A 22321-nucleotide genomic window follows, 5' to 3' on the forward strand; every position below is an offset into this window, starting at 1 on the left:
GAATTTCTATTCGCAGCCTAATATGGTGTCGGCCACCGTGCCCACGGCCACGCGGGACAAGCTGAATTTTGCCGATCCATTGGTTGAAATCTGGAAAGGTGCGTCGAGCTTGCTGACATCAGCACCGGCATTGGCGAAACATTTGAGCGATACGCCGACCGTCTGCCATTCACCCACAGCCAAAGCATCTAGTCCGCCCGGTGTGATCTCGCCGCCGCAGTCTGGACCGCAACTCATAGAGAATGTGACGGGGGCGCTTGCTTTTTCTTCATAGCGCATCGTCACCAGCAAGAGTACGTCGCCGTTGGTTTCGCGGCTGATATCGATCGGTGCATGGGTCACAAGTTCAACAAGCATAGGGCCGCTGCCATCCGAGGTGAATTGCCGGGCGCCTTCCTGCGTCAGATGATCCACGGCTCTGACCTGCACCCGGCCTTTGACAGCCTCGGCCGGCGTTGTGGTGATGCGCGTCCGATCCGACTGGCCGTCGGACACGATCAGCGACCAAGATGCGGTTGGAAGGCCCTTGTCAAAGAACAGGCCGGCGCTGGTTTCCTGGCTTTCTACACCCGATATTTCAGGCAAGGTCGCCAGTGTCGAAACACTATCGGTGGTCAGGCCATAGCCCAGATCGAATAATTTCGGTCCGAGGGCATCAGCGGTCATTGGCCAACTGAAGCCCAATTTCCCGCTAAAGTCATATGCGACCTCACCGTTCTTGTCGCGGAACAGCATGTCGGAGACACCACCGCCCTCGGAGCCCGGAAGCCAAGCGGCAACGAAGGCATCGGATGCATTGATTTCCGGGTTTGTCCACAAAGGACGACCGGTCAGGAAAACAGAAATAACCGGGATGCCCTGCGCTTTCAGTTTGCGCATGGTTGCCAATGGTCCCTTCAACTCCGGCTTGAGCTGAAGGGTTTTGAGGTCGCCCTGAAATTCTGCATAAGGCGTTTCGCCAAATATCACGATCGCGGCATCGGGTTTTTCGGTGAAACTGCCATCGGGTGCATGTTCAGCTGTACCGCCGGCCAAGCTCACGGCATCTTTAATGCCGTGCCAAAGCGACGTTGCTCCCGGAAATTTATCATTGGGAATGCCTGTGCCTTGCCAGGTCAGGGTCCAACCGCCGGAAGCCCGGCCGATATCATCGGCGCCATCTCCGGCAACAAGGATACGGCTCTTGGGGTTGAGCGGCAGGATCTGATTGTCATTTTTTATCAGTACGAGAGACTTGCGAACCGCCTCCCGCGCAAGCGCGCGATGGTCCGGGCTACCGATCAGATCATAGCGTCCGGAATAGGGGCGGCTCGAAGGGCGTCCGGCTTCAAAAAGCCCGGCGCGAATCTTAACCCGCAGAATATTTTTGACCGCATCATCAAGTCGCGCCATTGGCACGGTGCCGTCCTTGGCCTGCTCCACAAGGCTGTAATATAAAGGCTTCCACGTGTCCGGGGCCATATACATGTCGAGGCCGGCGTTAATCGCCTCCGGACAGCTTGCATTGGTGCATCCCAATATCTGGCCATGGGCATTCCAGTCGCTGACCACGAAGCCGCCAAAGCGCATCCGCTTTTTCAAGACGTCAGTCAGCAGGCCTTTGTGGCCGGTTATCTTTTTACCGTTCCAGCTGGAAAAGCTAGCCATGATGGTCTGAACGCCCGCGTTGATTGCCGGGACATAGGGGGTGCCGTGAATATCCCGTAGCTCTGTCTCGCTGATTTTGGCATCGCCTTGGTCACGGCCTTCATCGGTGCCGCCATCGGCGAGGAAATGTTTGGTGCTGGCAAGGACATAGGGGCCGTCTAAAAAGGCTTTGTCGCTTGGCGCGCCTTGCAGGCCTTTGATGAAACGGCCGACATAGCTGGCGACCAAAGCGGGGTCTTGGGAATAGCCTTCATAGGCACGGCCCCAGCGCAGGTCTTGCGGCACGGTTATGGTGGGCGCGAATGTCCATTCCATCCCGGTCGAGCGCAATTCCAATGCGGTGGCCTGGGCGATCCGCTCCAGCAAGGCCGGGTCGCGCATCGCGCCAAGGCCGACATTATGCGGGAATAAGGTTGCTCCCACGATATTGCTATGGCCATGGACGGCATCTGTGCCCCAGATGATCGGAATAGCGGTGCGACCACCGCTGGTGTCAACGGAAGCATCATAGAAGGCATCCGCAAGCGCGAGCCATTTGTCCGGTGCCGCAAATTCGTCGCCACCCGGAGCGGAATTGCCTCCGTTCAAGATGGAGCCGAGATGATAGCGCTTTGCTTCTTCCGGCGTGACGCTGGCGATGTCGGCTTGAATGACCTGGCCGACTTTTTCCTCGATCGACATGCGCGCTACTATGGAGTCGATTCGAGTCTCAACTGCGGCATCTTTGGCATAAGGCCAATCGGCCTGAGGCCAAATTTCAGGATGGACAATCGCGGTCAGATTGTCCGTTGATTCGGTTGCGCTGCTAGCAGATGGGGGTGTGCTGACGCATGCCGCAGTCATCGTCAACACCAGTAAAGAGCTGGCCAGTTTGTGCCGCATATATAAGGTCAATTCTATATCCTCCACCATGTCCGCGCCACACAACGGCAGCGTCTGAATTTGGCCAATACATATTTTTGACAACGTTATCAATAAAATTTGACAACCTTGTCATTTTTACATTGACAGCGTTATCAATTTCTTGCAGATCAGAATGCGAGGTGGAACTGTCTGGGTCCATTGGCGCATATAGGGCGCGCATTTTCGCCCTTTTTACATTTGTGAGTCGCGATGGCCGCAGATGATTTATTATGAATGATTTCGCGAGCAAGCGTTACATTTGGGAGGATATCAGAATGATCGGTCGGAACAATATATCGCGGCGAAGTTTAATGGCTGCTGCATCCTTATATGCCATGGGAAGCGCTGGCGCTGCCATAGCTCAAGACGCTCCTGCGGAGGCGGTTGAAGCGGATGATGATATTATCATCGTAAGCGGTTTTCGCGCTTCGTTGGAAAACGCTCTGGTTGCCAAGCGCGACTCCAATCTAATCATTGAATCGGTGACCGCAGAGGATATCGGCAAATTCCCCGATCAGAATATCGCGGAATCCTTGCAACGGCTTCCTGGTGTTCAAATCGATCGTGAAAATGGCCAGGGAACGAAAGTTCGTATCCGCGGACTTGAGCAAAATCTGACGCTTCTGAACGGGGATCTGTTCGTGAGCGGACAAGAAACATTCAAAGTCGGTGAGGGCAATTTCGTTCGCAATGACTCGCTGGAAGGCGTGCCATCGGAACTCATCGGCGGCGTCGAAGTTTTTAAATCTCCCAATGCTTCTTTGATCGAAGGTGGCCTGGGCGGTGTCGTCAATCTGAAGACCCGCAGCGCGCTCGATATGAAAGACGGCTTCACCCTTGCTGGTAACGCCCGTATGAACAAAGGGACTGAAATCGGCGGCTGGGAACCTAGCGGAGCGTTGGTTGCTAGTTATAACTTCAATGACCAGCTCGGTATCATCGCCTCTTTCAGCTATGATAAGACCAACGACCATCACAATGTACTCGGCGGTGAAAATCGCGGGAACTGGGCATTTGCGGCCGGACGCCGGGACACGGCAACGACGCCGACCAACTATTATGCACCGGAATATCGCTATGTCACCGACCGCGATCAATATCGCCGGCGCTGGGGTGCATCACTCGGCATTAATTATCGCCCGGTCGATGGCCTGGAGCTGAGTGCAAATTACATTCATTCCGATTTGAAAGTAGACACCCGCGAAGCCTCGCTCAAACTCCCGTTCGGGCAAGGCGAGTTGCTACAATTGAACGCCGATGCCGTGATTGATTCCAACGGCGTTTTGCAAAGTGGCACGGTCCAGGCCAATTCGGCTGAGGTTATCTCCCTTGTGGACGTGACGAATGTTACGTCGGACAATCTGCAATTTGGCGTTGATTGGGACAATGGCGACAATTTGCGCGTCAATATCGCGGCAAATTACTCAACCGCTGACCTCAATCGTGAAGTTGCCAATGCCGACGTTCGCTACACCCAATATGGTGTGCGGGCCACCGATCCTGGTGGAGCGTTGATCGGCGGGGTGGCTGGCAATCCGGCTGCACCAGCGACCTGGAACTTTACATATGGAAACGGCCGATTCCCGACCTTTGGCTTTGGTGCCGGCACATCCGATGATCTGTTCACCAACCCGGCAAATGGCTATTTCAAATCCCATTGGGCTTTCGGCGATCGTTCGAAAGTGGATGGCCATTCGATCAAAGCCGACTTCGCATATGACGTCGATAATAGTGATGACAATACCATCACATTGAGCGCCGGCTTCCGCTATGGTCAGCGCACGGTAGAATTTGCCTCAGGCCGCTATCTTGCAGACTATTCCGGCAAGGGTGAATTGGATGCGACGGCGATTCCGGAAGCGGAACGTGTTGCCAACTTCCAGTATAACTGGACACCGCTTGGCTATTTCCAGGATGGCGCGATTGGTTTCAAAGTCTGTGATCTGCCAGAGGTGAACAAGCCTGCGGCATTTGCTGGCTGTAGCCGTTTTGGTAACTCACCGGCCGTTATGACGCCGTTTCAGTCCTTCTTGTCGAACCCCGAGCGTGTAGAGACCATCGAAAATTTTGCCGGTGGTGGCAACATTCCGGGCAATAGCATTTCAGTGCAGGACCGGGCTCAGATGACCGATGCACTGGCTTGGATACAGGCTCTATATCCTGAAACACCGTTCGACTTCTACGAAGACCCACTGCGAGCCTATCTCGTTAAAGAGGAAACAAAATCAGGCTATATAATGGCTGATATGGGTGGCGAAGATGATCCCTATCATGTCAATGTCGGTTTGCGGATCGTGAACACGAAATTGCGGGTTGATCAGAACCAGCCAGCCAATGCCGATCCAAGCTATTGGGGTACAGATAGCTGGAACGGTGTCTTGCGTGATTTCCGGACGGATACGATCGTTCGCAGCACTACGGACTTCTTGCCAAGCATCAACGCTGTCGTTGATGTGGATGATAGCAAGAAGGTTCGTTTCTCTGCTGCGCGTGTAGTTGCCCGGCAAAAGCTTGATGATCTTGGTCGCGGTTTCTCGACGAACTTTACCAGAGACGCCACGGCCGGTTCGCCAACCGAGAACCTGTTCCTGTTTACCAACGGGTCACGCGGCAATGCCGAACTGGACCCGTTCCGCGCCTATCAGTTTGATCTGGCCTATGAAATGTACTTTGGTCGGCAGGGTCTGCTGTCGGTCGGTGCATTCTGGAAAGAAGTCGACTCCTTCATCGTTACAGAAACCGTACCGGTATTTGTGAACGATCAGGGCGGCGGCCGATTGGGACCGGTTAATCAGCCTGCCAATGGTACGGGTGGTCGGGTCCGCGGTTTCGAAATCGCAGGGCAATATGCCTTTGACTTTGGTTTGGGCTTCACCGCGAACTATACGTTCTCGGATACCGAGACCGATGGCTCTAATGACTTTGATACCGACCTGCCATTGCCGGGCGTATCGAAACACTCGTTGAACACTCAGGTCTATTTCGAAAGAGACGGTTTTGCGGCTCGGGCTTCCTACACATGGCGTTCGAAGCAATTTGTCGGAAACTTTGGCTTTGGTGACGGCGGTGTAACCCGCACGCTTGGTATCTACCAGCGGTCCTATGGCCAGCTTGATGGACAGATTTCCTATGACATCAACGACAATTTCGGGGTGTTTGTCGAAGGGATCAATCTGACCAAGGCAAATCAATCTGCCTATTTGCAATTCCCGGAATTGCCCTTCCGATATGAATCCGGCTCTCGCAGGATTTATGTGGGTGGCAAGTTTAAGTTTTAAGCTCCCTTATCGCGGGCCGGCATCTATCGCAGATGTCGGCCCGTTTTTTTTGCCTATTTGTTTCCGGACTCTCCAGCTGCTAAGCACCGGTTTGGTCCATAGAAATGCGCGGTAAGTGTCATGACGGAATCGCCTAAAATCCAAAAAATTGCTGTTGTAGGGGGAGGTACGGCCGGTTGGTCTGCCGCTTGTTTGCTCGGCCGGATATTTGGGCAAGATGATACAGAAATCACTTTGATTGAATCATCGGATATTCCCACCGTCGGTGTTGGCGAGGCGACCATACCGCCGATTTTTGAATTTCTCGAATTGCTCGAAATTGACCCCGTTGCATTTGTCAAAGAAACCCAAGCGACGTTCAAACTCGCGATAGAATTTCGGGACTGGCTGAAGGTGGGCCATAGCTATTGGCATCCATTTGGTAATTTTGGCGTCACCATCGATCGTCGGCCTTTTCATCATTATTGGTGGAAGAATGAGGCCAAGGGGCATGATGAAACCGTGGCGGATTTTTGCCCTTCCATCGCGTTGGCGCGGCAGAATAAATTTCTATTCCCGCCAAGCGATGGCCAGTTTCCTGCCGGCGCCTTGTCCTATGCGCTGCACTTTGATGCCGGGCTGGTCGCGAAATATTTGCGGCAGGTCGCCGAAGGGCTTGGGGTGGTTCGTCTGGACCGTAAAGTCGCGGGCGCGACCTTAGATGACCGTGGTCATATCGATGTGCTTCAATGCGAAGACGGTACTCAGGTGTCGGCCGATCTCTATATTGATTGCTCCGGGTTTCGTGGTTTACTCATCGAACAGAGCCTGAACGCGGGATATGAAGACTGGACCAATTGGCTGCCCTGCGATCGGGCCGTTGCCGTACAAAGCGAAGCGGTATCACCGCGAACGCCCTATACGATTTCCACGGCGAAAGAGGCAGGATGGCAATGGCGTATTCCGCTGCAAAACCGGGTGGGTAACGGCTATGTCTATTCCAGTGCTTTCATCAATGATTCCGATGCAGAAGACCAATTGGTTAGTTCGCTGGACGGCGCGCCTTTGGCCGACCCGCGCGTCATCGGCTTCACTGCAGGTCACCGAAAGCAATTCTGGACAGGCAATTGCGTGTCGATCGGATTGTCAGCCGGCTTTCTGGAACCGCTGGAATCAACCAGCATCCATTTGATTGTCACTGGCCTCAACCGGTTGCTCGATTATTTCCCGGATCGGAATTTCGATCCTGCACTGCAAGCGGCCTATAACCGCGAAACCCTCACTGAATATGAGCATATTCGGGATTTTCTCTTGCTCCATTATTATCCCAACCAACGTGTCGGAGAGCCCTTTTGGGATCATGTCCGAGAAGCGCCGCTCCCCGATAGCCTCGCTGAGAAAATGGAGATGTTTCAGAATAACGGTCGGATCATATCGCGGCGGCGTGAACTGTTTCACGATTTGAGCTGGTTTTTTGTAGCGCGCGGGATGGGGCTAGTGCCAAAGGGATATGATCCGTTGGTGGATATTCCTGATTTTGATGATGTCCGCGATGTGATGGGGCAGGTGGGGTCGGCGGTCGGCCAACTTGCCAATGCCGCTCCTACCCATGATCAGTTTCTCGAAGCCTTGATCACGCCGGGAAACCATCGCCGCCCGGCGTTCCATGCACCCTCGAAATCCGGCTTTGGGCGGTAAGGCTCTCCCATATCATCGTTAGTTTTTAGGATTTTTGACGGGACTCGTTGATTGAACGACGCTCGCTGGTGGGGCGGTAGAGAACCACCGCGATACAACAGATTATCGCCGCTAAGATCATGCCCGGCAAGACGGCTCCTCCCTTGGCGGTGGCATCGCTGCCTCCGGTTAGCGCTAGACTCAAGGCGATGATTTGTGGCGCAAGCGCTTGCCCAAGCTTGCGGGCAACATTGGACAATGCATAGACGTGGGCCGCGCATCCGGTCCCGTTGGGCAGAGTTTCAAGATCGCGAATAGCGATTGGCACCATCGACCAGAACATGATGGACATCCCGCAGGTTGCGGTGATCGCTATGGCGAGGATCACCGTGGCGACTTCTAGGCCATGGGCGTAAAATATCGCTAGAATCACCAGCGCACTTGTGTGCAACAAAACTGCCCAGATTAAAGTCGAGACCAGTCCGATGCGCGACGATATGGCAACCCAAAATGGCGCGGTGATCAACAAAGCTGCGGATGGCAGCAGCGCGGCCCAATATCCCCACTCGGAATTGCCGAGATCGCGATCGAAGAGGAATAGGATCGACTTTGTTGTGACCGTCGTACTCAATCCGGCAGCTACGATGGTCACCAGCAAACGGCGCAGCGCCGCCGTTCTTCCGAATAGTGAGAAATAGTGCGAGATTTCCTGGGCCGTGGATAGTTGCGGCATAGGCGGCGCAGCAACCCGTTCCTTTACGCCGAGCCAGGTGATGATGAAACATGGTTGCGCCAGCACACCCAAAATCAAGGCACCGATCAAAAAGGGAGAGTCATTGGCGGATGTTAACGCATAAATGGTGGCGGCGGTTAGACCGCCTAGCGCTGCGCCTTGCATTCGGAGGCCTGTCAGCTTCAACTGCTCTGACGGATCATCGGTTATCCGCGCGGTCAGCACCGCATAAGGAATATTGCCACAGCCATATGCAAATCGCAGCGCGACATGGGTGACGGCGGCATAGATGGCGAGGTTAAATCCTTCGAGAGGGGGCGATCGAAACGCCAGCCATAGAGCCACGGCGATGACCGGGCCGCTGAGCAAGACCCATAGTTTCATCGGATATCGGGCTGCTTTGCGATCGGCGATGGCCCCGATGACCGGATCAAAAAGCCAATCAACGACAGCGCCGATTAGAAAAATACCCGCCGCTACGCTAAGCGGCAGATGCAGAATCTGAATATAGAAAAAGAGTAGATATAGCTCAATCGACTGCCAGATCAGGTTGAAACCAACGTCGCCTGCAGCATAGCTCAGGCGTTCGCCGCGCCTGATCACCGGTTGGGAGCAGGCGGTGCGGTTGACTGCCGAGCAATCAATTCACAGGCATGCGTTTCGAGCATTGTATAGGGTTTGTCTTCGAGCTTTGCGATGAGGGCATCCGTCGCATCTCGCGCCATGTCATAGACCGGTTGGTGAACCGTCGTAATGCGGGGCCACACAATTTGCGCAATGGCACTATCATCAAATCCAGCGATGGAAACGTCATCCGGCACTGTCAGGCCCAGATCACGCGCCGCCATGATTGCGGCCGCCGCCATGTCATCATTTTGTGCAAAAATTGCAGTGGGCCGATCCGGTCGGTCCAACAGTTTATGGGCTGCTGTCAAACCGGATTCATAGGTATAGAAACCTTGTTCCACCAGATCCGGCGAGTGGGATACGCCGGCGGACTTCAAGGCATCCAAAAATCCATCCAGTCTTGCTCCGCTGGATGGGTGGGTTGGATGGCCTTTGATGACCCCGATACGTCTATGCCCAAGCTCGAGTAAATAGCTGGTCATTTTCCGTGCGGCTTCCACATCATCGGTTGTGCGACTGGGACCCACTTCCAGAGACTGGGTGGGGGCGACCCGCGAGAATGGAAAATTATGGCGGCTGAGTTCGCTGATGATTTGTGGATGATCGGATGCTGGCGGCGTCAAGACTACGCCATCAAGTGCGGCAGCCCGCAAGATACTCATTATCTTCCCGGCTGCTTTATCAACGGATTCGACCGGCAGCACGAGTAGTCTATATCTCTCGCCATGTAAGCGATCCAGCGCGCCGCGCTGCAATTCCACCACATAGTTGGGACTGGGATTTTCGTAAATGAGACCGAGGAGGAAGGAGCGCCGTCCGACCAATCCGCGTGCCATTATATTCGGATGGTAATCCAGTTCCTCCGCAACCTTTAGAACCTTATCACGGAGTATTTTGCGGACATGTGGTTCATCGTTGAAGACTCTTGAAACAGTCTTGATTGAGACACCTGCAGCAGTTGCAACATCAACAATCGTAGCCCGTTTTTTGGAATCTGACATTATCCGGATATACTCGTTTTCATTGTAAGATTCGGTTCCACGATGCGGTGCTTTTCGGTCGGTTAGTTTCTAGGTTAATAATCGGTATTTTGCAACCAAATCGCCCTGATTTTACCTAGCGAATTCAATAACAATGATGGCCATTATTCTCTCCAATGAGAAAGGCTGGATCGTACTGAAAAACAGCAGGCAGAGACGAGCTGCGGACATCGGTGTTGGTATATTCTGATGCAGCTCTGCCTTTACACCGACGCTCAAATCGGACATCCCTTTGTCAAGGGCGATTCCGTTGAGGCAAAAGCTTGATTTCCAATCGTTATTCTTTGTGATACTCGATCTTTTCTTTCATGCTGTGTCGTATTTTTCGCCACTCACGCATCATCTCGCAGGAGAAAAAAATGTCTGTTGTTACCACCGAAAAACATCAAAATATCTTGGTCATCGTCTCGAATAGCCCTCCGGTAAATGCGCTTGGCGCGGCGGTTCGTCAGGGGCTGGTCGATGGTATTGAAGAGGCTTTGTCCGATGATGAAGTGGAAGCGGTGGTGATCCGCTGTGACGGACGGACCTTTTTCGCCGGTGCCGACATCACCGAATTTGGCAAACCGATGAAGGGCCCCAATCTCGGCGAAGCCATTGATCGACTGGAAGCGAGCAGCAAACCTGTGGTCGCTGCGATCCACGGGACGGCTCTGGGCGGTGGTTGCGAAGTTGCTCTGGCCTGTCATTACCGGGTTGCGGTTCCCTCTGCGAAAATGGGATTGCCCGAAGTCAAATTGGGCCTGATCCCCGGCGCGGCCGGGACCCAGCGCTTGCCGCGGGTCGTTGGCGCAGAGGCGGCTTTGCCGCTGGTCGTGATTGGCAATCCGATTTCGGCAAAGAAAGCCAATGCCATCGGATTGGTCGACAAGGTGGTTGGCGAAGACAGTCTGGCAGACGATGCCATAGCCTTTGCCCGCGAGCAGATTGGCAAGGAACCACCCCGCTCTTCCGAAGGCACAGCCAATGAAGATGGTGTGAAAAATCCCGCCATATTTGACGAATTCCGGCAGAAAAACGGTCGGAAAATTCGCGGATTTGAAGCGCCGGAAGCCGGTATCCAGGCGGTGAAAGCGGCCGGTGAGCTTTCCTATGAAGAGGGTGTCGCGAAAGAGCGTGAGCTGTTTACGAAGCTGATGACCGGCACCCAGTCAGCGGCGATGCGGCACTATTTCTTCGCCGAACGCGCAGCCAACAAGATTGACGGCATTGATCCGAAAATCGATCTTATTCCGATCAAGAAGGTCGGCATTTTGGGCGCTGGGACAATGGGCGGCGGCATCGGCATGAACTTTTTGTCCGCCGGTATCCCCGTGACCATTGTCGAATTGAAAGAGGAAGCGCTCGATCGCGGCGTTGGCGTGATCCGCAAAAATTACGAAAACACAGCCAAGCGCGGCCGCATGACGGAGCAGCAGGTCGAAGATGCCATGAGCATTTTGACGCCCAGCCTGTCCTATGATGATCTTGCCGACTGCGATCTGGTGATTGAGGCGGTGTTTGAGAATATGGACGTGAAAAAGGAAGTGTTCACCAAGCTGGATGGCATCGTGAAGCAGGGCGCGATCCTCGCGAGCAACACCAGCTATCTGAATATTGACGAGATCGCAGCGGTAACAAAGCGGCCGGAATATGTACTCGGCTTGCACTTTTTCTCACCAGCCAATGTGATGAAATTGCTAGAAATTGTGCGCGGCGAGAAAACTGCCGACGATGTGTTGATGACGGCGATGAAGCTGTCCAAGAAAATTGGCAAAGTGGCTGCCGTGTCGGGTGTTTGCCCTGGCTTTATCGGCAACCGGATGCTCAGCCCGCGTCAGGAGCAAGCCAACTTGATGATCATGGAAGGCGCCAACTACTGGGACGTCGACGATGTATTGCTCGAATTCGGCTTTCCGATGGGACCCTTTCAGATGTCCGATCTGGCGGGTGTGGATATCGGCTGGCATCGCGATCCGGAGCGTATCGAAACCTTGCGTGACGCCCTTTGTGCGGCCGGCCGATGGGGCCAGAAAGTCGGCAAGGGATTTTATGATTATGATCAGGCGCGTCAACGCACGCCCTCTGATGAGGTCAAAACTATCATTGCCGAATTCGCAGCCAAAGCGGGCAAAGAGCAGCGCGAAATTTCGAAAGACGAGATCCGTGAGCGGCTGCTGTATCCGATGGTCAACGAAGGTGCCAAAATCCTGGAAGAAGGCATGGCGCAGCGCGCGAGTGATATCGATGTGGTCTGGATCAATGGGTACGGCTGGCCGCTCTATACCGGTGGTCCGATGTTCTGGGCCGATACGGTTGGGCTCGACAATATCGTCGCCGGCTTGAAAAAACACGGCCTACCGGTTGCGAACATGCTTCAGGAAAAAGCTGCCGCTGGAGGTAAGTTCAACAAATAGAAGTATTTTTATCGATTAGGAGAGAGAAATTTGTCAGCTGAAGCAATAGATCCACTGGAAAAGTGGACGCCGCCCGCTGGATGGCCCGTACGGTCGCGCAAAGAAGTAGAAGCCTTATTGTGCGCGCCCGACCAGCCGTTTGAAATGGAAATGGTGGATATTGACGGGGTCGCCACACGGGTCTGGAAAAATGCCCATCCCACGCTCGCCGCGATGGCGGAACATGCGCGTGGTCATGGTGACAGCGAATTTCTGATATATGCAGATGAGCGCGTGACCTATGAAAATTGGTATCGCGCTGTCGCCGCTCTTGCCGTCGAACTGCAGAATATGGGCGTGTCCAAGGGAGACCGGGTCTCGCTGGCGATGCGCAATTTGCCCGAATGGCCGGTGATATTCTTTGCCGCGGCATCCATTGGCGCGATTGTTGTTCCGCTCAATGCATGGTGGACGGATCAGGAGCTGGTCTTCGGACTGGCGAATTCAGAGACCAGCGTGCTGCTCTGTGACGCCGAACGATGGGATCGCATTGGCCCCCATATGGCGGATCTACCCGATTTGAATCATGTCATCGTGGCGCGTAGCCAAAGCGCCTTGGCAGATCCGGCTCGGCCTCTGGAAGAGATTATCGGTCGGCCCAATGACTATGCTGATTTACCGGATCAAAGCCTGCCAGCGGTCGACATTGCGCCCGATGATGCGGCGACGATCTTCTATACCAGCGGGACAACCGGACAGCCCAAAGGGGCGCTGGGTTCACACCGCAACTTGACAACCAATGCTATCTCGGTCGGCTATTCCGGCGCGGCATCGGCGTTGCGACGCGGTGATGAGCTTCCTGAACCTGCGGTTCGCGTTGGCCTGACGGTGGTGCCCATGTTTCATTGTACGGCCTGTTCGGCGATCATGATGCCCACCGTCCACGGCGGCCACAAGATGGTCTTCCTGCACAAATGGGATACGGTGCAGGCGATGGAAATTATCGAGCGGGAAAAGGTCAATGCAACCGGCGGCGTGCCATTCATTGCATGGCAGTTGATTGAGCATCCGGACCGCGAAAAATATGATCTGAGTTCTATCGATGCCATCAGCTATGGTGGTGCCCCTTCCGCACCGGAACTCGCCCGGAAAATCTATGAAGTCTTTGGTGCGTTGCCCGGCAATGGCTGGGGCATGACGGAAACAATGGCGACGGTTACATCGCACAGCGCCGAGGATTATCTCAATCGCCCGACCAGCTGTGGCCCGCCGGTGGCGGCAGCAGACCTGAAAGTCATGCGCGAAGATGGCAGTGAGGAAATGCCCATCGGTGATGTGGGTGAGCTATGGGCCCGGGGGCCAATGGTGGTCAAAGGCTATTGGAACCGTCCGGACGCCACCGCTGAAACCTTTGTCGACGGCTGGGTTCGGACCGGTGATTTGGCGCGATTGGATGATGAAGGCTTCTGCCATATTGTCGACCGCGCGAAAGACATGATCATTCGTGGCGGGGAGAATATCTACTCATCCGAAGTGGAGAATATCCTCTATGATCACCCGGCTGTCATGGATGCAGCGCTGATCGGCATCGACCACAAGACATTGGGTGAAGAGCCGGCCGCCATTGTGCAGCTGGTTCCGGGGCAGACTGCCGATGAAGCGGAGCTACAGCAATGGGTGCGCGAACGGCTGGCCAATTTCAAAGTGCCGGTAAAGGTTCTGTTCCGGACCGAAAGCCTGCCGCGAAATGCCAATGGCAAGATATTGAAAAAGGACCTGAAGGCGCTTTTCTAGCGCTTAGTCTTTTGGTTCTATCAGTCGGATAAGGCCTTCTTGTACGGCGGATGCGATCAAAGTGCCGTCTTGCCGGTAAAGCGAACCGCGATTGAGACCGCGCGTATTGCCGGTCCAGTCGCTGTCCATCACGTAGCAGATCCATTGATCGATCCTGAAATCGTCATGGAACCACATGGCATGGTCGAGGCTGGTGGAGAATAATCCGGGCGTGGTCCAGTGCAATCCGTGCGGGATCATCGACGTGGAGAGCAGGCCCATGTCGGAAGCAAATGCCAGAGTTGCGCGATGCGTAAGCGGATCATCGGGCAGTGGCGCGACGGTTTTGAACCATTGATATTGACGCGCATGTTTTGTTTTACCTTCGGGGCGAAAGCTGCGGACCTCGAAAGGACGCGGCATGCTCATCCGCTCGATATGCTTGTCCGAAACTTGCGGATTGCGGGCGATTTGCTCCATTGCACTCATACAGTCTTCTGGCGCCAAAACATCAGGCATATCTAGCTGATGGTGGAGACCCTCAGAGGGTTTTTGAAAGGACGCTGTCAGGTTGAATATGACCTTATCATCCTGACGGACAACAACCCTGCGATTGGAAATGCTGCGCCCGTCAAAGTCGCGATGCACCCGAAAATGCAGGGGCTTGGTTTCATCTCCGGCCCGCAGAAAATAGGAATGGAGCGAGTGGATATTCTTTTCATCATCGACCGTGCGATCCGCCGCCACGATCGATTGGGCGATCACTTGTCCGCCGAAAATCCGTTCGCGTGCGGTTGAACTTAGTGCCGGAAATATGAATTCATCGTCCCCGTCCGCCGAAAGACTAAAGGTCCGGAGCAATCCGGCGATTAGCTTCTCGGCAGGCACGGAGGAGCGATGAGCCAAAGCGTCGGCTAGCCGCCGCTCGACTTGTTCGTCTGTAAGTTGGTCCAAAGTTAATTCTATTCCTTAAAATCTATCATATCCGGATGGCCGTGCGGCTCAGGGATATATTTCGAACAGTCCGGCACCGCCTTGACCACCGCCAATGCACATGGTGACAACACCCCATTTGGCGCCGCGACGACGGCCTTCCTGCAACAGATGTCCGGCACAACGTGCGCCCGTCATACCGAATGGGTGACCGATGGAGATCGAGCCGCCGTTGACGTTATATTTCTCCGGATCAATACCCAGGCGATCGCGGCTGTACAGACATTGGCTGGCGAAGGCTTCGTTGAGTTCCCAGATGTCGATATCGTCGACCGTCAGGCCTTGGCGCTCGAGAAGCTTGGGAACGGCAAATACCGGACCAATGCCCATTTCATCGGGTTCACATCCGGCAACAGCCCAGGATACAAAGCGACCCAATGGTTCCAGTCCGCGGCGTTCTGCTTCTTTGGCTTCCATCAACACGACCGCAGCCGCGCCGTCTGACAACTGGCTGGCGTTGCCGGCCGTGATGAACTTATCTTCGCCCATGATCGGTTTCAGACTGGCCAAGCCTTCCAGCGTGGTGGTCGGCCGATTGCACTCATCGCGATCGACGGTGTAGTCGACGATGGTTTCTTCCTTGGTTTCTTTGTCGACCAGCTTCATCTTGGTCTGCATTGGTACGATTTCATCGGCAAAAAGCCCGGCTTCCTGAGCCTTGGCCATACGTTGTTGCGATTGCAGGGAATATTCATCCTGATATTCGCGACTGACATTATAACGCTCGGCGACAATATCCGCAGTGTCGATCATCGGCATGAAGATCGCCGGCGCGATTTTCAGAATTTCATTGTCGATGCTGCCTTCCGGCGCGCGTGTTCCTTGCATCGAGATGCTTTCGACGCCGCCCGCGACAACGCAATCGGCTCCATCGCCGCGAATGTGATTTGCCGCCATCGCGATCGTCTGCATGCCGGAGGAGCAGAAGCGATTGACCGTTGCGCCGCCCGTTGTTTTCGGAAGACCTGCCAAAAGCGCGGCATTGCGACCGATATTGGGCGCGCCATGTGACACATTGCCCATTAAACTGTCATCAACAAAGTCCCCGTCGACGCCCGATTTGGCAACGGCATGTTTGATAGCATGGGCAGCCATGGTCATAGGAGGCGTGATGTTGAAGCCACCGCGACCAGCTTTGGCCAGTCCGGTACGGGCATAGGATACGATGACTGCTTCACGCATATTGAAATCTCCACTCTATTTTTATGACTATGATTTTTGTTCAGCACAGTTGATTGTATTTGCCAAGGCTCAAATGAACCTATGTGCAAGCACGCGCGCAGTCTCTGTGCAAAAGCCATGACTAAACCGGCCGCAAGGGCCCATTCAATTCTGGATATGGAAAGATAGAAAAGATGGTGACCCCTACGGGAATCGAACCCGTGTTTCAGCCGTGAAAGGGCCGCGTCCTAACCGCTAGACGAAGGGGCCATACCAATTGCTGGTCAGCGAGCAACGGCCATTAGGGGTGTGCTCGCCTTTGGTCAACCCTCTTTTCACCCGATTTGAAGCCTATTTTTGAGCGCTGTAGCAGAGCGTCGGTCGCTTGCTGCTTTCTTTGTCGTGAACGGCGGTGCCAATATAGCGGTGATGCTGCTGCTGAAGCAATCTTGGCAAGATATCCCGTCGCCCTCAATCGGCCCAGGCGGCGTCCTCCAGATGGATTTCGGCCGACGGCCGGCTGCCCCAGTCGTCGATCTTCGCACGGCCTGCAATCCACAGTTTCCGTCCGCGCGGAGCACTGAGCAAAGCCTGGCCGAGATCGCTCTCGGCAGCGCGAAAAGCGATTGTCTTGATCGATGCGCCGTCATCGCCGCCCACGATCATCCGGACATGGTCGGTTCCGACAATATCGCATTTGATGATCCGCACCGGACCCGTAGCGATGCGAGGGGCAGGCCAGCCCATGCCATAGGGACCTGCACCGTCCATGGTTTCGACGATCATCGGATTGACGCCCTTCGGCGAAAGCAGCGCGTCTAGGAGCAGCGCCTTGCCATCCTGCGCTTTGCCGACATTGTCTGCGAGCCGGTCGTTGAGAAATTCCGAAAAGGCATCGACCTTGTCCGCGTCGATCGTGATTCCGGCCGCCATAGCATGACCGCCACCGGCGATCAGCAGCCCGCTGTCCTTGGCTGCGATGATTGCGGCTCCCAGATCGACACCGGAGATAGAGCGACCCGACCCTTTTCCTGTCCCGTCTTCGTCCACCGCGATAATGATGGCGGGGCGATTGAGTTTTTCTTTGATTCGGCCTGCAACAATGCCGATCACGCCGGGGTGCCAGCCTTTGGCGGATAGCACCGCGACTGCCTGATTTTGCTGTGAGGAACACATGGCCTCCGCTTCTTCCAGAACATGGGCCTCGATCGCGCGGCGTTCTTGGTTGAAATGGTCGAGTTCAGCGGCGATGGCCTGGGCTTCTTCGGGGTCTTGCGTGGTCAGCAATCGCACGCCCAAATCCGATTTTCCGACCCGTCCGCCAGCATTGATGCGGGGACCGAGAGCAAACCCAAGGTCCGAGCATATGGGCGCTCGTTTGAGTCGGCTGGCATCGATCAGCGCCGACAGACCAATATTCTGACGCCCAGAGAGCACTTTGAGGCCCTGCGCTACAAAGGCGCGATTGAGGCCGCGCAGCTGAGCGACATCGGCCACCGTGCCCAAAGCAACAATGTCGAGAAGCTCGAGCAATTTCGGCTCTGTCCGGTTTTCGAAATATCCCTGTTTCCGGAGGGTCCTGACAAGAGCCGCACCCAATAGAAAGGCCATGCCAACCGCGGCAAGATGGCCATGTTCCGCGCTGGCATCGCTCTCGTCCAATCGGTTGGGATTGACCAGCGCTAGGGCCTTGGGCAATTCCGCCGCGCATTTATGATGGTCGACCACAATCACCTCGACACCGGCCTGATGCGCCATATCAAGGGCATCAAAGGCCATGGCGCCACAATCGACGGTGACCACCAGATTGCTGCCTTGCTCGCCAAGCTTGACCAATGCCTCGCCGGATGGGCCATAGCCTTCCATCAACCGGTCCGGGATATAATAGCCTGCCTCAAGCCCAAGGTCGCGTAGCAAGCGAATCAGCAGGGCAGCACTGGTCGCGCCATCGACATCATAGTCTCCGAATATTGTGACCTTTTCCTGATTTTTGATGGCAAGGCTCAACCGGTCCGCTGCCGCGTCCATGTCCTGAAAGACGGACGGGTCGGGCATGAAGCCCCGGATCGTCGGTTCGCGATTGATCGCCAAGGTTTCGCGACTGGCACCGCGAGCAAGCAGCAACTGGGTGACCAAGTCATCGGGCTGGAACCCCGGGTCGCGCGCGTCGGCGCTGGTGCTGCGCCATTGCCATGACTGACCGGACAGGGATTTTTCAACATTCAATACAGCGTTCATCCTTCGCACTATGCGTGAATCCAGCGGCGCTGACAATCGGTCAGTTGTTTGGTAGGGAGCGGGCGATGAAAAAGCTTCTGATCGTCTATTATAGCTATACCGGCGGCACTGCCCAGATGGTCGAGGCCGCTGCCAGGGCCGGCGAAGGCGAGGATGGCACGGAATTACAGGTCATTCGGGCCGAAGATTGCCAGCCCGACGATATGCTGTCCGCTGATGGCTATATTTTTGCGACGCCGGAGAATCTCGCGGCGATAGCCGGAGTGATGAAGGCCTTTTTGGATCGCTGCTACTATCCTTTGCTCGGCCGGATCGAGGGGCGGCCCTATGCAGCAATGATCTGTGCGGGATCGGATGGAGAGAATGCGCAGCGGCAGTTGGAACGGATTGCCACTGGCTGGCGGCTGAAGAAGGTTGTCGATAGTCTGATCGTCTCTACCCATGCGCAGACCGAGGAGGAGATATTGGCCCCCAAGACGATTACAGAAACCGATCGTGCGCGATGCGCCGAGGTTGGGGTGACGCTGTCGACGGGTCTGGCGATGGGTGTCTTTTAGACCAGCAGGCTGACGCGTTGCTGCAGGACGGGGATCACAGCATCCTCAAACCATGGGTTGGCCTTGAACCATCGGATATTGCGGGGACTGGGATGCGGCAGGGGCAGATGATCCGGCCAGAATGTGTCCCATCTTTTCACCGTGTCCGTCAGTGTTCGGGACTTTCGGTCTCCGAGATGCCAATCCAGCGCAAATTGACCCAGGATCAGCGTGAGTTCAATCCGCGGCAGCGCCTGCAATAGTGGTTCGCGCCATGCGGGTGCGCATTCCGGCCGTGGCGGCAGGTCGCCGCCTTTGCCGGTTCCGGGATAGCAAAAACCCATCGGTATGATGGCAAAGAGGTGCGAATCGTAAAATTGATCTTCGGTGACGCCCAGCCATTGTCGCAGCCTTTTGCCGCTGGCGTCATCAAATGGTCGGCCTTTCTCATGGGTCTTGCTGCCGGGCGCTTGACCGGCGATTAGAATTTTGGCCTGTGGCGAGGCTTGCAGCAGAGGCTTTGGACCAAGTGGTAAGCCGGAGCAGATTGTACAGGAGCGGACCTGTGTGAGTAGGCTTGTCAGCGGCTCGGATTCCTTGCCGCTCATTCTGTCCGGCGACAAATTGCCAGATGATCGGGCTTCTCACCTTTGGGAACGGGTGGCAGGACAAAGACATGATCGAGATGTGTTGATTGGCGGCCCTCGGGATGTCTGTTGCCACGGACCACCGCCGCGAAATCCTTGCAAGCAGGCGCGCTCTTTAGATAGTTGCTGTGCCCGCTTCTGCCGCGGCTAACCGCGGTCGTATCGACGATAGTCAGTGCGGTCTTGTCCACGGCCTGCGTATATTGGGGATGCACCGCGTAGCAGCGTTCGGGAAGGTTCTTGGCCTTTAGATCGGCTGCTTCAAACGGGTTGAAACACCGCGGATAACCCAGGCGAGGATAGCCGTGCACACTGTCCGACAATGACAGCGCCCGGTCTTTCAGGGACGCATAAACCGTGATCCTGCGGTCGTTCCGGACACGCCGGTCGGATAGTATTTCTTCAGCAATGTCGCGCTCGAAATCCTGCGTGTCGACATCCGGAGAAACGAGAATGATATTCGAAATAACGCTCGCGTCGCCGTCGGAAACATTCTCATCCACATATTCTACCGACGGTATGACCAGCCTAGCGCCGAGTGAGTGCGAAACCAGCACGATTTCTTTCGTTGATGGCAATTGTGCGAGCTGCATCAGGAACTTGCGAAAGTTCCGCTCGTCCCAATACATATTGGTTTCATCGACCGGATATTTGAGCAGTGCGCCCTGCGAAGGCCAGCTATATTGGATGGCTGGTCCGGTGAAGCCCGCTAACCGTACAATCTGGGCGGTATCTCGTGAAGTCGAGAAGAAGGTTTCGCGATAGCCATGCACGTAGAGCAACACGCGCCCATCTGCCGCTTTCATCCTGCTGGTGAGATTGCTCCACCATTGCTCAGAATGAGAGAGGGCCAGGGGAATGGTGCGGACGGTCTTGCCCGGCTTCCGTTCGACGTCACGCGGTCCGGCAAAGCGGCCGTAGCGCAATTTATCAGCGCGATGATTGAGTAGACTGATATTGTCAGTCAGGCAGTTCGGCAGACGGCTTGTGACAAAGAAAAAGGGTTTGTCATTGCCATCCACCTGAGTCGCCGGCGCGGGATTGCATCGCGCGGGCGCAACATAATCGGAATGTGGTATTTTCCCATAATCGACGGGCGTTACGCATCCCGCTACCAGCATAGGCAAGGCAAATACTGCCCATTTGGTTTTCGACGCTAAACGCTTCAACAGAGGAAGGTTAAGCATCGCCGGTTCAGCTGTTGCGATGCTCGCTCTTCACCCAGCGTACAGTGCCGGAAGAAGCCCGCATGACCACGCTTTCGGTGGTCATCTTGCCGCCGCGCAGCTTCTTGACACCTTCCAGCAGAGAGCCGTTGGTAACGCCGGTCGCAGCGAAAATCGCATCGCCCTTGGCCAGTTCTTTCAGATCATAGACTTTGTCGAGATCTTCAATGCCCCATTTATAGGCCCGTTGACGTTCATCATCATTACGGAAAAGCAAGCGTCCTTTGAATTGTCCGCCAACGCAGCGCAGCGCTGCTGCTGCGAGCACGCCTTCGGGAGCACCGCCGCTACCCATATACATGTCGACCGTTGTATCTTCGTCGGATGTCGCGATGACGCCAGCAACATCACCGTCGGGAATCAACATGATGCCACAACCGATACCGCGCAATTCCGCGATAATCTTGTCATGACGGGGTCGGTCGAGGACGCAGACGATAATGTCTGCAGGTTCGACACCCTTTTCCTTGGCAACGGCTTCGACATTTTCGGTAACCGACTTGTTGAGATCGATAATATCTGGTGAATAGCCGGGGCCAACAGCCAGCTTGTCCATATAGACGTCCGGCGCGTTGAGCAGGTTGCCCTTTTCAGAAATGGCAAGCACGGCCAGCGCATTGGCACCTGCTTTGGCGGTGATGGTTGTGCCTTCCAGCGGGTCCAACGCAATATCAATGGCAGGCGCTTCGCCTTCGCAGCCACGCCCGACTTTCTCGCCAATGAAAAGCATCGGAGCTTCGTCGCGTTCGCCTTCGCCGATGACCACTGTTCCGCAGATGTCCAAATTGTTCAATGCTGCCCGCATGGCTTCCACGGCAGCAGCATCCGCTGCTTTCTCATCACCGCGGCCGATCAGATTCGCCGCCGATATGGCAGCCGCTTCGGTCACACGTACCATCTCCATTACCAGTACGCGGTCCAAAATATCGCTTGCTTCGGGCATATTGTAGGTTAGTCCTTCTGTAAGGGGCCAATTTGAATTCTCGATAGAGGAGCGATATTGCAATGTCGAGACTGGTTTTCCTGATCCTTTTGTTGATACCGTCTGTGGCGATCGCCCAGACAGAGTTGCCAGAAGGTCGTATCACTCAATTGGTAGAGAACGCCCGGAAATTGGTCGCGGTAGATGCTGACGGCTGCCTTCTTCATCGCACCAGCGACGAGATCGTGGTGTGCGGTATTCCCGAAATTGACCGGCTTCAGAGACTACCATTTCCTGAATTGGCGGCAATTGACGGCGAAAGGATTCGGGAACCGCTTCCGAAAGGCAATGCCGAAATCGTTCAGCAAGGTCGCTGCTATGTCACAATGTCCGAACGAAATTGCTTCAAGGGCGTACCGATTTTGCGCGTAAGCCTTGGAGGGGCAGAGGGAGGCGTAGGTGGTGCAGCTGGCCGGTTTTGGCAAGTCATTGAACCGGATGTGCCGGACGAAGATTATGTGCGGCAGGCAATGACTCAGCCGTTGTCGCCTGCGCCCAGTGAGTAA

The 22321-nt window shown here is 55.1% G+C and carries 15 protein-coding genes and 1 tRNA gene; 6 read left to right on the forward strand and 10 right to left on the reverse strand.

Annotated elements, in window-relative coordinates:
* Positions 1–6 precede the first annotated feature (6 nt).
* Positions 7–2541 (reverse strand): exo 1,3/1,4-beta-D-glucan glucohydrolase, encoded by a 2535-nt coding sequence (locus ABJG22_RS03945; RefSeq protein WP_348018946.1) that lies wholly within the window; start codon positions 2539–2541, stop codon positions 7–9.
* 320 nt (positions 2542–2861) lie between these two features.
* Here ABJG22_RS03945 and ABJG22_RS03950 point away from each other — a divergent pair, with 320 nt between their 5' ends.
* Together ABJG22_RS03950 and ABJG22_RS03955 are read left to right on the forward strand one after the other, a co-directional pair.
* On the forward strand, positions 2862–5828 hold the full coding sequence (locus tag ABJG22_RS03950; RefSeq protein ID WP_348018947.1) for a TonB-dependent receptor: 2967 nt from the start codon (positions 2862–2864) through the stop codon (positions 5826–5828).
* Positions 5829–5948: 120 nt separating this feature from the next.
* Complete coding sequence (locus ABJG22_RS03955) at positions 5949–7505, forward strand: tryptophan halogenase family protein (RefSeq protein WP_348018948.1); 1557 nt, start codon at positions 5949–5951, stop codon at positions 7503–7505.
* A 25-nt stretch (positions 7506–7530) separates the two neighbouring features.
* On the opposite strand, the gene ABJG22_RS03960 is transcribed toward ABJG22_RS03955, so the two are convergent.
* Both ABJG22_RS03960 and ABJG22_RS03965 read right to left on the reverse strand, forming a co-directional pair.
* A complete protein-coding gene (locus tag ABJG22_RS03960) occupies positions 7531–8820 on the reverse strand; it encodes an MFS transporter (protein ID WP_348018949.1) in 1290 nt (429 codons plus the stop codon).
* Positions 8817–9845 carry a LacI family DNA-binding transcriptional regulator gene (locus ABJG22_RS03965; RefSeq protein WP_348018950.1) on the reverse strand — a complete coding sequence of 343 codons (1029 nt, stop codon included), beginning with the start codon at positions 9843–9845 and terminating at the stop codon, positions 8817–8819. The genes ABJG22_RS03960 and ABJG22_RS03965 overlap by 4 nt, the downstream gene beginning before the upstream one ends.
* A gap of 398 nt (positions 9846–10243) precedes the next feature.
* On the opposite strand from ABJG22_RS03965, the gene ABJG22_RS03970 reads away from it, so the two are divergent.
* A complete protein-coding gene (locus ABJG22_RS03970) occupies positions 10244–12280 on the forward strand; it encodes a 3-hydroxyacyl-CoA dehydrogenase NAD-binding domain-containing protein (protein WP_348018951.1) in 2037 nt (678 codons plus the stop codon).
* A gap of 54 nt (positions 12281–12334) precedes the next feature.
* Positions 12335–14053 (forward strand): class I adenylate-forming enzyme family protein, encoded by a 1719-nt coding sequence (locus ABJG22_RS03975; protein ID WP_348019033.1) that lies wholly within the window; start codon positions 12335–12337, stop codon positions 14051–14053.
* A 3-nt stretch (positions 14054–14056) separates the two neighbouring features.
* On the opposite strand, the gene ABJG22_RS03980 is transcribed toward ABJG22_RS03975, so the two are convergent.
* The 4 genes from ABJG22_RS03980 to recJ all read right to left on the reverse strand — a co-directional run bounded on the left by ABJG22_RS03980 (position 14057) and on the right by recJ (position 18424).
* Complete coding sequence (locus ABJG22_RS03980; RefSeq protein ID WP_348018952.1) at positions 14057–14986, reverse strand: acyl-CoA thioesterase II; 930 nt, start codon at positions 14984–14986, stop codon at positions 14057–14059.
* A gap of 48 nt (positions 14987–15034) precedes the next feature.
* Positions 15035–16207, reverse strand: coding sequence for a thiolase family protein (locus ABJG22_RS03985; RefSeq protein WP_348018953.1), 1173 nt, complete (start codon positions 16205–16207; stop codon positions 15035–15037).
* 174 nt (positions 16208–16381) lie between these two features.
* Positions 16382–16456, reverse strand: a tRNA-Glu gene (locus ABJG22_RS03990).
* A gap of 201 nt (positions 16457–16657) precedes the next feature.
* Entirely contained in the window at positions 16658–18424 is a 1767-nt protein-coding gene (recJ, locus tag ABJG22_RS03995) for a single-stranded-DNA-specific exonuclease RecJ (RefSeq protein ID WP_348018954.1), read from the reverse strand.
* Positions 18425–18489: 65 nt separating this feature from the next.
* On the opposite strand from recJ, the gene ABJG22_RS04000 reads away from it, so the two are divergent.
* Complete coding sequence (locus ABJG22_RS04000; RefSeq protein ID WP_348018955.1) at positions 18490–18981, forward strand: NAD(P)H-dependent oxidoreductase; 492 nt, start codon at positions 18490–18492, stop codon at positions 18979–18981.
* Here the strand turns inward: ABJG22_RS04000 and ABJG22_RS04005 are convergent.
* The 3 genes from ABJG22_RS04005 to glpX all read right to left on the reverse strand — a co-directional run bounded on the left by ABJG22_RS04005 (position 18978) and on the right by glpX (position 21776).
* Positions 18978–19568: a uracil-DNA glycosylase family protein gene (locus tag ABJG22_RS04005; protein ID WP_348018956.1), complete on the reverse strand. Its 591-nt coding sequence runs from the start codon at positions 19566–19568 to the stop codon at positions 18978–18980. The two genes, ABJG22_RS04000 and ABJG22_RS04005, sit on opposite strands and share 4 nt — an antisense overlap.
* The gene (locus ABJG22_RS04010; RefSeq protein ID WP_348018957.1) at positions 19565–20728 is read right to left on the reverse strand and encodes an alpha/beta hydrolase; all 1164 of its coding nucleotides are present in this window, start codon (positions 20726–20728) and stop codon (positions 19565–19567) included. Before ABJG22_RS04010 ends, ABJG22_RS04005 begins: the two co-directional genes overlap by 4 nt.
* Before the next feature lie 73 nt (positions 20729–20801).
* A complete protein-coding gene (gene glpX, locus ABJG22_RS04015; protein ID WP_348018958.1) occupies positions 20802–21776 on the reverse strand; it encodes a class II fructose-bisphosphatase in 975 nt (324 codons plus the stop codon).
* A gap of 62 nt (positions 21777–21838) precedes the next feature.
* On the opposite strand from glpX, the gene ABJG22_RS04020 reads away from it, so the two are divergent.
* Positions 21839–22321 (forward strand): hypothetical protein, encoded by a 483-nt coding sequence (locus ABJG22_RS04020; protein ID WP_348018959.1) that lies wholly within the window; start codon positions 21839–21841, stop codon positions 22319–22321.

The organism is Parasphingorhabdus sp., assembly GCF_039939955.1.
In the GTDB taxonomy this organism is placed as follows: domain Bacteria; phylum Pseudomonadota; class Alphaproteobacteria; order Sphingomonadales; family Sphingomonadaceae; genus Parasphingorhabdus.